We start from the raw sequence: 14,919 nt of genomic DNA, 5'->3' as shown, positions 1-14,919 counted from the left end.
CTCAAATAATCTATATCATTTTTGTTTAAAATTAAACACGTTATTTCAATGATTTGTGAATTATTTGGTATTGTTTGGTCAAAAGTGAGTGTTAATTTATGTTACTTAAATTTACATTTCACGTGATTTGAACAAGTAATTTCGCATTGGATGTTGTCTAAATAAGCATCGAAAACTGTTATGCTGTATGTCATATTAGGCAACAAAAAAACGATTGTCCTATCTCTGTGATTCAGCGTATTAATGACAGCTGAAGAAGATTGAGTTAATGCAGATATAATGGAAAAAATGCATAGCTCTAGCCGATAGTCCTTGCATCGGCTTAGCCAAATTTAGGGTAAGAATATGACCAATACCAATTACACAGAAATATCTCATTCCGACGATTGTGAAAAATACGTCAATCAGTTCATTCAAGAATTTCCACTGCGCCGTGCTGAAATTGGTCAAGGCACAGTGATTAAACGAGCTTTACCAAGTCGTCATAAACGAATGATTGGTGCATGGTGTTTCCTTGATCATGCTGGTCCAGTGCATTTTCCTCAAGGTGATGGCTTAGATGTTGGGCCGCATCCACATATTGGTTTGCAAACATTTACATGGATGATTGATGGCACCATGATGCATACCGACAGTTTGGGCACACATCAGTTAATCCAGCCCAAACAAGTCAATCTCATGACGGCGGGTTATGGTATTTCGCATACTGAGGTTGCTCCAGAGTCTGAAACGCAAATGCATGCTGCGCAGCTTTGGATTGCATTGCCAGATGACAAAATCAATATGGCGCCCCAGTTTGACCATTACCCAGAGTTGCCTGTGGTGACACAAGACGGGATTGAATTGACGGTCTTGGTGGGTGAATTTTTACAGACTAAATCGCCGGTAAAAGTACATAGTGAATTATTGGGGGTCGATCTGCGTAGTTCGGAAAGCCAAAGTACCGTCTTGCCGCTCAATCCAAAATTTGAATATGGCTTTATGGCCCTCGAAGGGACTGCCAGTATCAATGGTCACGAGCTAAATGAAGACAATATGGTGGTACTTGAGCCGGGCTTAACCCAAGTCAAAATTGACCTACATGCAGGTGGCCGTGTTTTATTATTAGGAGGCGAACCTTTTGAATCACCGATTCTGCTGTGGTGGAATTTTGTGGGGCGCACACAAGAAGAATTGAATATTGCCCGTGAGCAGTGGATTAATCAGGACGAACGTTTTGGCTCTATTCCAGACTATGATGGTCCACGACTAGAAGCACCGGCTTTCCCTGATAAAATGCGTCCATCACGTTAACTTGAGAATAAAAATGAACAGCCGTACCCGTGGTGAACATGGTGCGGCATAACCAAGAGGGAGTCATTATGGGTATCGTCGCAACGGCAACAGTAAATACCTTAGAAGCACCGTGGTCAGGTGAAGTTCAGAGTGGAAAACATCAACTTATTACCGATAAGCCCGAATCATTTGGTGGCGGGGATTAAGGTTTAGCACCGTATGATTTACTGTGTGCCTCCTTAATTTCATGCACCATGATTACCTTGCGCATGTATGCAGCACATAAACAAATCCAATTGGGGGAGTTTCGTGTTGAGGCAGACTTTTGTGCGAACCGTGAAGGTGCTGAATGGGTTGAGCGACGCCTGCATTTTCAAACATCCTTGGATGCAGAATTAGAGCAAAAGATCTTGTCCATTTGTGAAAAAACTCCAGTGACAAAAACTTTATTGCGCAGTGTAGACATTAAAACCACTCTAGTTTAATTTAAAAGCAGGTCGCTGCTGTACTGTGCAAAATTTAGTTTTGATATAGCCCTAAGCAGTGATCTGACACTTTTTATGATTTAAGTACTTCAAAATAATAATGGCTTGCTAGAAATAAGAAAATTTTAGACTTCATATAGGAGATGAACCCATGCGGGTGCTACATCATCTAGAAAAATCTCGTTCATTTCGTATTTTATGGGCAATGCAGGAATTAGGACTGGATTATCAGGTTCAGTTTTATCTGCGCCAGCCAAATTTGTCTGCTCCCCCTGAGCTTAAAGTCATCCATCCTTTAGGGAAGTCGCCCATATTGCAGGATGATGGACTGGTCTTGGTAGAATCTGCAGCGATCTTGGAGTATTTACAAGAGAAGTATGATCGCCATGATTTTTTTGCAGCCAAGGCGGAACATTCAAAACAACAATATCGCTTTTGGATGCATTATGCCGAAGGTTCTCTAATGCCGTTGTTGGTGATGCAGTTGGTCATGAGCAATGTGCCACGCCATGTACCTTGGGTCATCAAACCCGTAGCTAATCGCATTTGTGATGGGGTCAAAAAAGGTTTTGTACGACCTCGCTTAAAAGAACATATCGAGTTTTTAGAAAACCATTTAGCGGAAAATGAATATTTTGCGGGACCGTTTAGCTTTGCGGATATTCAGATGACGTTTCCATTAGAAGCCGTCATGACCCGAACGCAAGGGCGATATCCACAAATTCAGGCTTTCTTACAACGGATGCAACAGCGTCCTGCATATCGCCGTGCCAAACAACAAGAACAACAGTTGGAAGCACAGCAAGACCGGCAGGATGATTCTGCTTAGCTCACATGATACAAGCGTTCTTTAGGGAAGACCACCTTAAACAGTGAGCCACGATTTTCTTTGGACTCAATTTCAAGGTGTGCCTGATGTTGCATTAAAACGTGTTTTACAATGGCAAGACCTAAACCTGTGCCCCCCGTTTGGCGGCTACGGGCGCTATCCACACGGTAAAACCGTTCCGTTAAACGGGGTAAGTGTTTCGGGTCAATCCCGATACCCGTATCTTCAACGGTAAAATAACCATGCGTACCATCATCATGCCAACCAATGGTCACAGTACCGCCTTTCGGGGTGTATTTAATCGCATTGGTGATGAGGTTACTAAAGGCACTCGCCAATTCCATATCTGATCCGATTAGGTCACAGTGACTATCAATCTCGAGATTCAGTGTATGTCCATAATCCACATTGTAAGCATGTGCATCGTCATATAGTTGGTTCATTAGGCTGGGCATTTCAATGATTTGATTTTTAGCAACTTTTTTATCATTTTCCAGACGAGATAATAATAACAAGTCATTAACCAAAGCATTCATACGGCGGGTTTGAGACTGCATTTGATCGAATGCGCGTTTCCAGCGTGGATTTAAATCTTCCTGATCGGTAAAGGTTTCGATATAGCCACTTAAAACCGTAAGTGGTGTGCGTAGCTCATGTGAAATATTATCGACAAAGTCTTTACGCATTTGCTCAAGGTTATGCATGCGCGTGACGTCATAAGCCACCAATAAACGACTTTCGCGACCAAAACGGGTTAATTTGACTTGTACATAATGGTCTTCAAGTACCGATGATTTCATTTTTAAACCATCGGGGGCTAAATCGATATTGGTAAAGTATTCGATAAAACTGGGCTGTCTTAAAATACTTAAAATATTGCGCCCTTGATCGAGCTGTTGAATCCCCAAAAGCTTTTCTGCGGCAGGGTTCCACCATTCGATTTGGTGTAATTCATCAATCAATACCACCGCTTCAGCAAGTGCCACCAAGGAAGATTGAGCGCGGTCGATCAGACCAACCATTTCAGCTTGTACAATGCGTTCTTGACGCTGCGCACGGTATACATTAAAGAGCAAAGCCCCCCAAATACCGTCTAAATTTGGCGGGACATCATAGGGACGATTTGAAATCCATTCGTTGACCAAGTACAGCGAACGCATTTGCAATGCAAAGAACACTGCAAAGGCGATTAAGATGCAGATCCATAAGTACCCGATACCAAAGCCGATGAGTGCCGCAATGAGTAGGAAAAATGCCAGAAGTCTCAAATCCTGCTTGGCAAAAGTCCATAAACTGCTGTAACGGAATTTTTTATGTTCACTGGCAAGTTCAGGGACGGGATACGGTTCGTACATAGAAAATTAAAGACCTAAAATGACTAACCCATCACAGCGTCTGCACGGGTAGAGAAACGGTAACCTGTACCACGAACAGTTTGGACATAACGATCGGCTTGGAAAGGTTCAAGAACTTTACGCAAACGACGAATATGCACGTCAATGGTACGGTCCTCAATATACACGTTTCCACCCCAAACCTGATCTAATAATTGAGCACGGGTATAGGCACGTTCAGGATGAGTCATGAAGAAGGCCAGTAGACGATATTCAGTCGGTCCCATATCTAAAATGGTGTTACCAAAGCTGACACGTTGGCTGACTGGATCGAGGATTAAACCATTGGCATCAATGGTTTTTTCACCACCCAATGCATTTGAGCGACGCAGCACCGCTTTAATGCGTGACACCAACTCACGGGTGGAAAAGGGTTTGGTCATGTAGTCATCTGCGCCTGCGTCTAGACCTTGGACTTTATGGTCTTCTTCACCGCGAGCAGTGAGCATGATGACTGGAATTTCTGACAAATTTTCATCGCGTTTTAAACGACGACATAGGTCTACACCACTCACGCCACCAGGCATCATCCAATCTAATAAAATCAGTGCAGGACGCTGATCCACAATCATTTGGTGCGCTTGTTTGGCATCTTCAGCTTGCTGACATTGAAAACCAGCCATATCCAGTGAAGTATGGATCATTTCCCGAATCGGGAGTTCGTCGTCGACGATTAAAATATAGTCATCTTTCACAGCGCAATACCCTATTTTATGTAAACGGTAGACCGTTTTATATTTATGACAGGCTTATTACAAAGATTAATTATGACAGTATCATTGCAAAAATGATCTTTCATTGGGGTTTAGAAAGAAATTGTGACAATTTAAATCCTGAAATATTCAACAACATGGGCTTTGCATCATGCTGTTGTCACAAAAAAATCATTCAAAAAATTGTAAAGATCAATGTTGAGGACAAAATTTATTTCCTGGGTTTTTCATAAAAAGCATCCAACAAGGCCAAAAAGACCACGCTACATGACGATAAAACTTCATCAATCGGCTGTTTATAACCACTCATGACCCAGCGAATCGCGATTTGGGTGACATAACCATTGAGACCTGTTGCGACCATTGAAATTTCGCGTTCTGAACGATCAATATTTGGCATCATGAGCATGACAAAGGCATGAATCATACGGTCAAAGCGCATCATGGTTTCATGAATCGTGGCTTGGTTATGTAGCTCTTGTACCAACATGGCATCGATATAAATGATGCGCGCCATGCGAGGATTATTTTTTAAGGTTAACAATAGGGCGGTTAAACCTGCTTCAATCATTTTTTTAGAATCGGTTGATGCTTGCATGATGGCTTGCATCACGTTTTGTTGCAGTTCATCGATTAATTTTAAAAAGATGGTCTGGAACAGTTGCTCACTTTTCTTAAATGATTCGTAAAAATAGCGTTCGGTCAGCTTGGCTTCCAAACAAATATCTTTCACGGTCACGGAAAAAAAGCCATGTGTACCATAGGCTTCTATACCGGCTTCAATCAGTTTTTCACGTCGCGCTTGCTTACGTTCACTGAGAGAAAGCCCTTTAAATTGACGTTCCTTCACATTTTTTGCCTGTTGTTGTTCTGTGTGATTTGTTGCATCTGTCATGAAAATATACGCTGAACTAAAGCAGAATTTTGTCTTATTTTAGCAATAATTTCAGTTTAAACCTATGTTTAAGCATTGGCGATTTCAACAGCTTAGCACGTCCTAAGATGACATTGACAATATGTATTGTCAAAACTATATTAAGTCGACGAACTGCACACATTGGCAAATGAGATCACGCTGTGATAAAGCCAAGCGGCAGCATAAAGGAATAAGGAATCACAATGAAAAACTTCAAAAATAAAGTGGCTGCCATTACAGGTGCAGGTTCAGGTATTGGTCAGCAATTGGCTGTGCTTTTGGCTAAACAAGGCTGCCATCTGTCTTTAAGCGATGTGAATGAACAGGGTCTAGCGGCAACCGTTGAATTGGTTAAAGCCAGCAATGTACGTGTAACGACGCAAAAACTCGATGTGTCAGACCTTGCAGCAATGAAAGCATGGGCAGCACAGACGGTTAAAGATCATGGTTCGGTGAATATGATTTTTAACAATGCGGGTGTGGCATTGGGCACGACCGTTGAAGGCGCAAGCTATGAAGAACTGGAGTGGATTGTCAATATTAACTTCTGGGGTGTGGTTTATGGCACCAAAGAATTTTTACCGTATATCAAGCAAAGTGGTGAAGGTCATATCATCAATATTTCCAGCTTGTTTGGCTTAACAGCACAGCCAACACAGTCGGCATATAATGCCACTAAATTTGCAGTACGTGGTTTTACCGAATCTTTACGCCAAGAATTGGATATTGAAAATTGTGGCGTGAGTGCGCTATGTGTACATCCGGGCGGTATTCGTACCAATATTGCCAATGCCGCAAAAATGAATGACAGCTTGAAAAGCTTAGGTATGAACCCGCAAAAATCGGCACAGTCCTTTAATAAATTCTTGCGTTGTCCACCTGAAGAAGCGGCTCGTCAAATCATTGCAGCAGTACAAAAAGATAAGCGCCGTTTATTGATTGGTAATGATGCAAAAGCGATTGATTTAATTCAACGTTTGCTACCGACGGGTTATCAAAAATTAACAGCGATGGCGACTAAATTTGGTCAATAAACGGTAATTAAAATCGATTGAAAAGAGCCCACGTCAGTGGATTTTTTTATGCTCTAGTAATATCAGAAGCGCAATTTGATCCAAATAAAAGAACGATACGCGGTAGTGTCATCCGCAATTGTTTGAGACAAGACGACTTTTAATCAAAAATGTTTTTACGATCCTTTGAATCATTTGATGGTATTGAACGAGTTTTGTCGGTGAGGTGTATTGCACCGCAAGATGGTTTCCTTGCGAAGCACGCTTCTCATTTTGTCGAATGAGAAACAACGTTTCGTAAGAGTACCTCCAGCCGAAGGCTAATCCCGTTATTCAATCCCTAGATGTAAGACTCCATCGAATAGATTTAAAAATCATTTTAAAAATCCGAAATTACTTTGATAGGCGTAACATTAGTTATTAAAAGCCCAAAGCGTATTTCTTATTTCATAAAATGAGATATAAAAATGGAGATATCTGATGATTTGAAATAAGCAACTGTTGAATAACCAACAGTTTTTTGGCATTAAAACCAACAGAATTTATCGGGTTTGAATAATAAAACTTTAAAAAATAACTACTTAAGATGTTGGCACAGTTGTTGCTATATTAGAGTGAACAAAACTCACCACTGTATGGAACATTTATGAGTACTTTTACGCATCGATATCTTTCTGCTTTTCGTGTCCTACAACAGGCATGTTGTTGTGCTATGACACTCGCGATGATGCGCGCTTAAATTCTAAAAGCTGTCTTCGAGTTTCGGTCGTGCATAAGTTGAATAAAACCTACGACCACTCAGATTAATTTTTAAAAAACCCACGCAGTACATTCACTTCATGCACCTTGCATGGGGTTGGGGGATTTTGCGCTTTGGGAAAAATGTTAGTGAAACCAAATCATGAAAAAAACCACATTAACCGTTGCGGTCGGACTGATTTTATCCGCAACCAGTCAGCTGAGTTTTGCTTCGGATGAAGCACTTCAGCAAGAACTGAGCAGCTTAAAACAACAAATTGAGAGTTTGCAAAAACGCTTAAATGCAGTGGAATCTGGTACGACGAAAAGCCAAGTCGTCGAAACGGCCACTGTGACGACAGAAGATACGAGCAACGCCGCTGATGTTGAAGGTGAAACGCAGGTTGCAGAAGTGACCACAGCAACATCCGAAGATATCGACGGCTTACGTGCAGATATTGAAAACTATAAGTACGATCAGTCACGTCAATATGAACGTCAAACCACCAAATCGACCCGTGACACAACCCTGTATGGCACGGTTCAACTACGTGCCAGTGCGCTCGATGAAACGGGTGTGTTGGGTTCAACCAAATCGACATTTGATATTGGGACTGCGCTGATCGGTGTACGCGGGAATTTATTCCGTGATTATAACGAAGGCAAAAACCTCGACTATCAATTGTCCTTTGGTTATGGCAAACGCAATGATGGCACCAATAACAGTAACTTTAACTTACTAGATGCCTTTGTTCGCTATAACGCTTTTGCCACCAATGCGGGCCCTGAAACTGCCAAACTCAACTTTACGCTCGGTCAGCAGTTATTGCCCTTTGGTCTAGATGTGCAGTCTCCTGAAGATTTGCGTCCGACCATTAATACCGCTGCAGCTTCGACCTTTCTAGGACTGTTTAACCGTCAAAATGGATTTATCGTCCGTGGAGATGCCAAACCTTTTGTCGACTTTGCATCGAACTACCGTGCGCCGCTATTTGAGTATGCCTTAGGGTTGACCAATGGGAACGCCAGTAATAAGGCAGATGACAACAATGGCAAAGATTATATCGGTCGTGTGGCTTTTACATTGCCAGTGGACTACGCCAGCATTTTCCGTGAGTTAAAGTTTGGGGCCTCTTATATCAAAGGTGAATCGAAAATTTCAGCCGGCGGAATAACTGATAATGCTGCAAAACGCGATCGTTTGGGTTTCGATATTTATTATAACCACGCTCCATTTGGCGTGACCTATGAATATCTGCAAGGCAAGACCGATTATGTCGACACTGTAGCCCAAGACATCAAAGAAGCCAAAGCGGAAGGACATACTTTTACCGCTTTCTACACCTTGGGTGATCAGTTCTACAACAGTATTAAATCCAACGCCAAATTTGATGATTTCTGGCCGAAGTCAGTCCAAGGTTATTACCGTTTTGACCGCTATAACCCGAATAAAAACAACGCAAGCTATCTCGATACCGCGAGCGGTCGTATTGGTGAATATGACATTCACTCTTTGGGTTTAAACCTATTTTTTGCGCAAACCACAAAATTCCAATTACAGCTGAATCACTATCTGTTTGATGTCGAAACGGCAAATCAAAAAGACACCAATGAGCTGCAAGCTCAAGTTCAGTACACCTTTTAATTCAAAAATTTAAATCATTAAGGACATTCGATATGAATAACTTTTCTAAAAAAATCGCAGCCACATTCTTGGCACTTTCAGCACTTGGTTTAAGCGTTCAATTGCATGCTACCAATCCCAAAGAAATTCGTATTTCTGTATCAGGCGCGGGTGAGGGGGGTAAACCACGTGTAGGTGGAGGCTTTTTAGCGACAGCCCAAGCGCGAGGGGTGTTGGAACAAGAGTTTAAAAAAGACGGCATTAAGGTGACTTGGCTGTTCTTCCCCGGAGCAGGACCAGCGACTAACGAAGCTTTAGCCAATGGCAAAGTGGACTTTGCAGGACATGGCGATTTGCCCTCATTGGTTGGACGTTCAACGGGATTAAAAACCAAAGTGTTGTTCTCGACAGGGCGTTTTGGTCCTACCTATGTGGTGGTGCCTGCCGGATCAAATGCTAAATCCTTTGCAGATCTAAAAGGCAAAAAATTCTCCGTCTTTAAAGGCACCAATCGTCAGATCGTCTTTAACCGTGTATTAGCAAAATACAATTTAACTGAGCGCGATTTACGAGTGATTTCGCAAGATGCCTATTCGGCGCGTACTGCGTTAGCGACAGGTGATATTGATGCCACGATTACTTCACCGTTTAGTTTGCAAGCGCGTGGTGTGGCGAAAACATTACTAGAAATTAAAGATCCCAAAGTTGCACCGATTGCGCACTTTTGGGTGACAGAAAGTTTTGAAAAACAATATCCAGAGGTGGTGCAACGTGTCGTGACGACACTGATTAAACAAGCGCAGTGGAGTTCTCAAGAAGCTAACCGTAGTGCGCAATATAAACTTTGGGCACAAAGTGGCATTCCGTTGGTGGATTATCAAAAAACGTGGGATGGCTGGAATTTAAAAGACCGTACTACACCGCTATTAGACGAGTTCCACCGTTCACAAATTGACAGTGCTTTAAAAATTGCCAAAGACGCTCGTTTAATCCGTCGTGATGTAGATACCAAAACATGGTATGAGCCGAAGTATCTAAATAATGCCTTGAAAGAGCTGAAGTTAGAGGGTTACTGGCGCCAATTTAATGCTCAAGGTCAACCGAAGTAAGTCGCAGCCATGAGTCGTCCGATTGAAAGCAATGTGATTGCCAGTCCATTAACCACCAAATTTATGAGCAGTTTTGTGCTGCTCACGATTTTGGCTGGACTAGGGGTAGGCATAGCACGGGTATTAATTTCCTTGTATGCCGTGCATTTAGAAGCCACCGAATTGCAATTGGGGTTAATTTCAGCAGCGCAAAATTTTGGCATTTTGATCATGGCATTGCCGATTGGCGTGTTGGTACAGCGCTTTGGATCTTTGAAAATATTCTGCATCGGCAGTGTGTTGGGCGCTGTGGTCTATAGCTTAACGCCACTCAAAGCCGGTGCATGGTATCTCTTTGCAGTCACAGCCTTAGTAAGTTTTGTCCTACCCATGCGCTTTGTTTCGATCAATACCGTTTTTTTGAGCAACTTAAAACGTTTAGGTCCAGCCCGTGCGGGTTGGTTTCGCGGTTCGCACATGATGGGATATTTCCTGATTGCGCCTGCATTGAGCGTGTTGTTGATCGAACATTTCGGCTATGGCGGAAGTTTTTATGTGGTGTCTTTGCTTTTTTTAGGCGCCTTGCTGTTGGCTCCGTGGTGCTTTCAACGTAGCACTCCGCAAGCGACGAATCGCCCGCATTTTCAATGGCGGGATATTGTGGCGCCTTTGGCACTCATCAAAACCCATGCCTCATTACGGATTGTTTGCACATTGGAATTTTTGAGCAGCGTGGCAAATAACTACTTTGGCTTTTTCATTGTGGTGATTGCTATCCAAAGTTTTGCACTTTCAGAGCCTATGGCGGTGATGCTGCTGACCGTACAAGGCATCGTCTTTGTGGGGTCTCTATTCAGTATGGGGGGGTTGGCTGAGCTGATGGGTTATCAAAAGTTTTATTTAATTGGCCTAAGCCTGATGGCAACGGCATTACTGATTTTAGCCCTAACCAAGATCACGCTGTTGATGTGGCCTGCTTCGGTCATGTTTGGACTAGGGCTCGGTATGTTGCATATCGCCAATTTTATGTCTTTCGCCCGAGTGGGTGAGCAAACCGCGATGGCAAAGATTTCTCCAATTTTAGCCCTCGTCGGACCTTCGGGTGGATTGTTGGGTGGCTTGATAGGCGCCGTATTTGGCGCACAGGTTGGACTACAAAATTTATTTTTACCGATCGGGCTGGTGTTTATTGGTCTGATTATTTTGATCAGCAAAGATCAGGAATTTATTCAATTTTTAAAACCTGATGTCTCAGAACAGAGCGTAAAAGGACAAGAATTATGAGCCTTACGGATGTATCTGCACATTCGGTTCCCTTGCAAAGTGACCGAAGTGCGTTGGATTTTTTTAAGACCTATTTAAAACTAACTTTGCAAGTGGCGTGTGGACTCCTGATGCCAGTTTTGTTGTTCGGTCTATGGTATGTGGCAACACTTAAACAGTGGTTGCCTGAGCAGATTTTACCTGCACCGAGTCTGGTGTGGCAAAGCACAGTCGAATTATGGCAAAGCGGTGAATTGAGTTTTCATTTTGCCATCAGTGCCAAACGTATTTTATGGAGTGTCTTGCTTGGTGCCAGTGTCGGGATTTTGCTTGGTACTGTGTTGGGATTAGCAAAGCGTAGTCGGGACTTTATTTTTCCGACGGTGAATCTTGTTGCGCAATTTCCCATAGTTGGCTGGATTCCATTATTGATGATTTTCTTGGGTATAGATGAAGCTTTAAAAATTGCAGCGATTTCTTTAGCGGTATTACCACCGCTGCTGATTGCAACTTATAAAGGTATTACTCATGTGCCGAATAGTTTGATGGAAGTGGCAGAGGTTTACCAATACAGCAATTGGCAGAAACTCAAAGAAGTGATTTTCCCAGCTGCACTACCCAGTGTGATCAGTGGTTTACGTCAAGGCATTATGCAGGCGTGGTTGGCATTGGTTTTTGTCGAGTTATTAGCAAGTAGTGAAGGAATTGGTTATCTCATGGTGTGGGGACGTCAGCTAATGCAGATGGACTTGATCTTCATGGCGATCATTCTGATTGGTATTACGGGCTATGTCTTAGATACCTTGCTGGCTTGGTTAGAAAAAACTGCGCGCTTTCACGCAACCCGAGTAGGAGGCAACTCATGAGCATTCTTTCATTACACGGGGCAGCGCACCAAGTCTTAGTTAAAGCAGCAAAAGCACTCGTTCTACCTGTGGCATTTATCGCACTGTGGGCTGTGGCTTCACAGCAAAATTGGGTTGATCCAAAGTTGATTCCTAGTCCATGGCTCGTGCTGCAAAAAGCAGTAACCGTGCTCCAACAACCGAGCTTTTTGACAGGCTTTGGCGAAAGTTTGGCGCGTAATTTTATTGGCTATGGCATAGGTGCGATAGCGGGTGTGTTATTTGGCATCTTGATCGCGAGTTCACGCCTTTCGAATTGGTTATTTGCACCGAGCTTTCATGTATTGCGTCAAATTTCGCTGTTTGCATGGTTGCCACTAATTTCGACCTTTTTAGGTGAGGGACATGGCGCCAAAGTGCTGTTTATTACCTTATCGGTGTTTTATCCCGTGGCGCTACACACCTTTGAAGGTGTGAGCAGTATTTCGCATAAATATCGTGAAGTGGCCGAAGTCTACCAATTTCCCAAGATATACGCGTTTCGTAAATTGATATTACCCGGTGCTTCGGCGCAGATTTTTGTCGGTTTACAACTTGGGCTGATTTTCGCATGGCTTGCCACCATTGGCTCTGAATTTTTATTGGCGAACTATGGCAATGGTCTGGGCAATATCGTGATTCAAGGGCGTCAGGCTTTTGATGTCGAACTGATTATTTTTGGCATGTTGCTGATTGGTGCTGTAGGCGTGTTGCTCAATACGGTACTGACTTGGGTTGAACGTAAAGTTTTAGCTTGGCAGCAGGTTGGATAGGAGAACATAACAATGAAAAAAAAGACAATCCATAAAATTCCCCAACTCTGGCGTAGCCTATTTTTAGCTGCCTTGATCGGTGGCACAGCCTTGGTTGGTTGCAGCACACAGCAAGTGGATGAACCTCAGCAAGTGGCTTTAAAAGAACTACGCTATCAAAGCTATCCGGGACTGGTATCTTTGCCTGAGTTGGCACAAGACTTGGGCTATTTAGGCGACATTAAACTCAGTTATGTCGGCACAGTACAAGGTGGGCCACAAGATTTACTCACCTTGGTGGCAGGAGATGTTGATTTCGCTGGAGCCTTTAATGGCGCTGTGGTGAAAGTTATTGCCGCGGGTCTAGATGTGGTCCCCGTAGTGGCATCTTATGGCAGTGATGCTGAACAAAACGTGGGTTTCTACGTGCTAGAAAATAGTCCTATTCGTAGCCCACGAGACTTTATTGGCAAGAAAGTCGCAGTGAATGCCTACGGGGCGCATTATGACTTTGTGGTGAAAGACTATTTGGCCCGTCATGGCTTAACTGATGATGAAATCCGTCAGGTCGAACTGATTATGTTGCCACCGGTGAGCTCAGAACAAGCTCTACGGAATGGGCAAATTGATATTGCGGTGTTCTCAGGCATTTTGGAAAAACGGGCCTTAAAACATGGTGGTGTACGTAGCATCTTTAAAGATATTGATTTATACGGCCCCTTTACCGCAGGGAGTTTTTCGATGCGTGGAGAGTTTATTCAAGAACATCCTGAGTTGGCTCGTACTTTTGTCAGTGGCGTAGCCAAAGCACAGGAATGGTTACACAACACACCGAAAGAGCAAATCATTGCTCGTATGGAAAATATTATCGAAAAACGCCAACGCAATGAAAATACAGCACTTATTCCATATTACACAGGTACAGGTGTTCACGAAGTCGGTGGTGTGCAAAAAGATCAGGATTTTGCCCCATGGGTGAGTGCCTTAGAAAAAGAACACAAATTAAAACCGAATCAAATTGAGGTCAGTCGTATCTATAGCAATGAATTTAATCCCTATGCGAAAGACCAAAAATCAAAAGGAATATAACAATGACCAGTGCATTACATTTAGATCACGTGCGTAAGGTATTTTCTGCACAAAACCATGTCGGCAGTAAAAACTATAAGCCTGAATTTGTTGCCGTAGAAAATGTCACTTTGGATATTCAGCCGGGTGAATTTGTTTCAATCGTGGGGCCAAGTGGCTGCGGAAAATCTACATTATTAGACTTAATTGCGGGTTTAACCAAACCGTCGACAGGGCAGATTTTACTGAGTGGCAAGCAGATTACTCAACCGGGTTTAGACCGTGGCATTGTGTTCCAGCAATATGCGCTCTATCCATGGTTAACCGCACTGGAAAATATCGAATTTGGTCTAGAAGCCAAAGGCGTAGCAAAAAAAGAACGCCGTGAAAAAGCCGAATACTATTTGCAGCTTGTGGGTCTCAGTGGCTTTGAAAAGCATTATCCAAATGAACTTTCAGGTGGGATGAAGCAGCGGGTTGCGATTGCCCGAAGTTTGGCTTATGAACCAGAAATTTTATTGATGGATGAACCTTTTGCAGCCCTAGATGCGCAAACCCGAGAAACCTTGCAAGCCGAGTTGATCAATATCTGGAAAAGCTCGAAAAAAACCATCGTTTTTATTACTCACAGTATTGATGAAGCGATTTATCTGAGTCAGCGCGTGGCGATTATGACCTCAAGACCGGGGCGAATTAAGGAAGTGATTGAAATTCCTCAAAGCCTGCGCAGCTCCAGTGAAGATGTCCGTTCATTGCCTGAATATGGCCGAATTCGCCATAAAATTTGGTCATTGCTCAGTGAAGAAGTGATTAAAGCGCAAGCCCTCGAAAAACATAAACAGCTTGCACATAACTAAAATATTCAGAGGATTTATTT

The 14,919-nt window shown here is 43.0% G+C and carries 13 protein-coding genes and 1 pseudogene; 11 read left to right on the top strand and 3 right to left on the bottom strand.

Annotation, left to right across the window (positions count from 1 at the left end; genetic code table 11):
* Positions 1 to 345: 345 nt before the first annotated feature.
* From MST16_RS16185 to MST16_RS16175, 3 genes and pseudogenes are all read left to right on the top strand, one after another.
* A complete protein-coding gene (locus MST16_RS16185; RefSeq protein ID WP_078194052.1) occupies positions 346 to 1,293 on the top strand; it encodes a pirin family protein in 948 nt (315 codons plus the stop codon).
* 68 nt (positions 1,294 to 1,361) lie between these two features.
* Positions 1,362 to 1,760: pseudogene (locus tag MST16_RS16180) on the top strand (OsmC family protein).
* A 151-nt stretch (positions 1,761 to 1,911) separates the two neighbouring features.
* Complete coding sequence (locus MST16_RS16175) at positions 1,912 to 2,589, top strand: glutathione S-transferase family protein (RefSeq protein WP_180010804.1); 678 nt, start codon at positions 1,912 to 1,914, stop codon at positions 2,587 to 2,589.
* Here MST16_RS16175 and phoR read toward each other — a convergent pair.
* The 3 genes from phoR to MST16_RS16160 form a co-directional block, all read right to left on the bottom strand.
* Entirely contained in the window at positions 2,586 to 3,944 is a 1,359-nt protein-coding gene (gene phoR, locus MST16_RS16170; RefSeq protein ID WP_078191505.1) for a phosphate regulon sensor histidine kinase PhoR, read from the bottom strand. The two genes, MST16_RS16175 and phoR, sit on opposite strands and share 4 nt — an antisense overlap.
* Positions 3,945 to 3,967: 23 nt before the next feature.
* On the bottom strand, positions 3,968 to 4,678 hold the full coding sequence (phoB, locus tag MST16_RS16165) for a phosphate regulon transcriptional regulator PhoB (RefSeq protein ID WP_078194048.1): 711 nt from the start codon (positions 4,676 to 4,678) through the stop codon (positions 3,968 to 3,970).
* A gap of 229 nt (positions 4,679 to 4,907) precedes the next feature.
* Positions 4,908 to 5,591 (bottom strand): TetR/AcrR family transcriptional regulator, encoded by a 684-nt coding sequence (locus MST16_RS16160; protein ID WP_180010802.1) that lies wholly within the window; start codon positions 5,589 to 5,591, stop codon positions 4,908 to 4,910.
* 224 nt (positions 5,592 to 5,815) lie between these two features.
* Here MST16_RS16160 and MST16_RS16155 point away from each other — a divergent pair, with 224 nt between their 5' ends.
* The 8 genes from MST16_RS16155 to MST16_RS16120 all read left to right on the top strand — a co-directional run bounded on the left by MST16_RS16155 (position 5,816) and on the right by MST16_RS16120 (position 14,899).
* Positions 5,816 to 6,646: an SDR family oxidoreductase gene (locus tag MST16_RS16155; RefSeq protein WP_180010800.1), complete on the top strand. Its 831-nt coding sequence runs from the start codon at positions 5,816 to 5,818 to the stop codon at positions 6,644 to 6,646.
* A gap of 880 nt (positions 6,647 to 7,526) precedes the next feature.
* Positions 7,527 to 9,008 carry a carbohydrate porin gene (locus MST16_RS16150; protein ID WP_180010798.1) on the top strand — a complete coding sequence of 494 codons (1,482 nt, stop codon included), beginning with the start codon at positions 7,527 to 7,529 and terminating at the stop codon, positions 9,006 to 9,008.
* Between the two features lie 32 nt (positions 9,009 to 9,040).
* Positions 9,041 to 10,096 carry an ABC transporter substrate-binding protein gene (locus tag MST16_RS16145; RefSeq protein WP_180010796.1) on the top strand — a complete coding sequence of 352 codons (1,056 nt, stop codon included), beginning with the start codon at positions 9,041 to 9,043 and terminating at the stop codon, positions 10,094 to 10,096.
* A 9-nt stretch (positions 10,097 to 10,105) separates the two neighbouring features.
* Positions 10,106 to 11,359, top strand: a complete 1,254-nt coding sequence (locus MST16_RS16140) for an MFS transporter (RefSeq protein WP_180010794.1) — start codon at positions 10,106 to 10,108, stop codon at positions 11,357 to 11,359.
* Positions 11,356 to 12,204 carry an ABC transporter permease gene (locus MST16_RS16135; RefSeq protein WP_180010791.1) on the top strand — a complete coding sequence of 283 codons (849 nt, stop codon included), beginning with the start codon at positions 11,356 to 11,358 and terminating at the stop codon, positions 12,202 to 12,204. Before MST16_RS16140 ends, MST16_RS16135 begins: the two co-directional genes overlap by 4 nt.
* Positions 12,201 to 12,995: an ABC transporter permease gene (locus MST16_RS16130; RefSeq protein ID WP_180010789.1), complete on the top strand. Its 795-nt coding sequence runs from the start codon at positions 12,201 to 12,203 to the stop codon at positions 12,993 to 12,995. Before MST16_RS16135 ends, MST16_RS16130 begins: the two co-directional genes overlap by 4 nt.
* 12 nt (positions 12,996 to 13,007) lie before the next feature.
* Positions 13,008 to 14,063: an ABC transporter substrate-binding protein gene (locus MST16_RS16125; RefSeq protein ID WP_180010787.1), complete on the top strand. Its 1,056-nt coding sequence runs from the start codon at positions 13,008 to 13,010 to the stop codon at positions 14,061 to 14,063.
* A gap of 2 nt (positions 14,064 to 14,065) precedes the next feature.
* On the top strand, positions 14,066 to 14,899 hold the full coding sequence (locus MST16_RS16120; protein ID WP_180010785.1) for an ABC transporter ATP-binding protein: 834 nt from the start codon (positions 14,066 to 14,068) through the stop codon (positions 14,897 to 14,899).
* Positions 14,900 to 14,919: the final 20 nt, after the last annotated feature.

It is taken from the genome of Acinetobacter sp. YH16040_T, from assembly GCF_024605785.1.
In the GTDB taxonomy this organism is placed as follows: Bacteria; Pseudomonadota; Gammaproteobacteria; order Pseudomonadales; family Moraxellaceae; genus Acinetobacter; species Acinetobacter amyesii.
The sequence above is the reverse complement of the archived record's forward strand: the minus strand, read 5'-3'. Positions and strand labels throughout refer to the sequence as shown.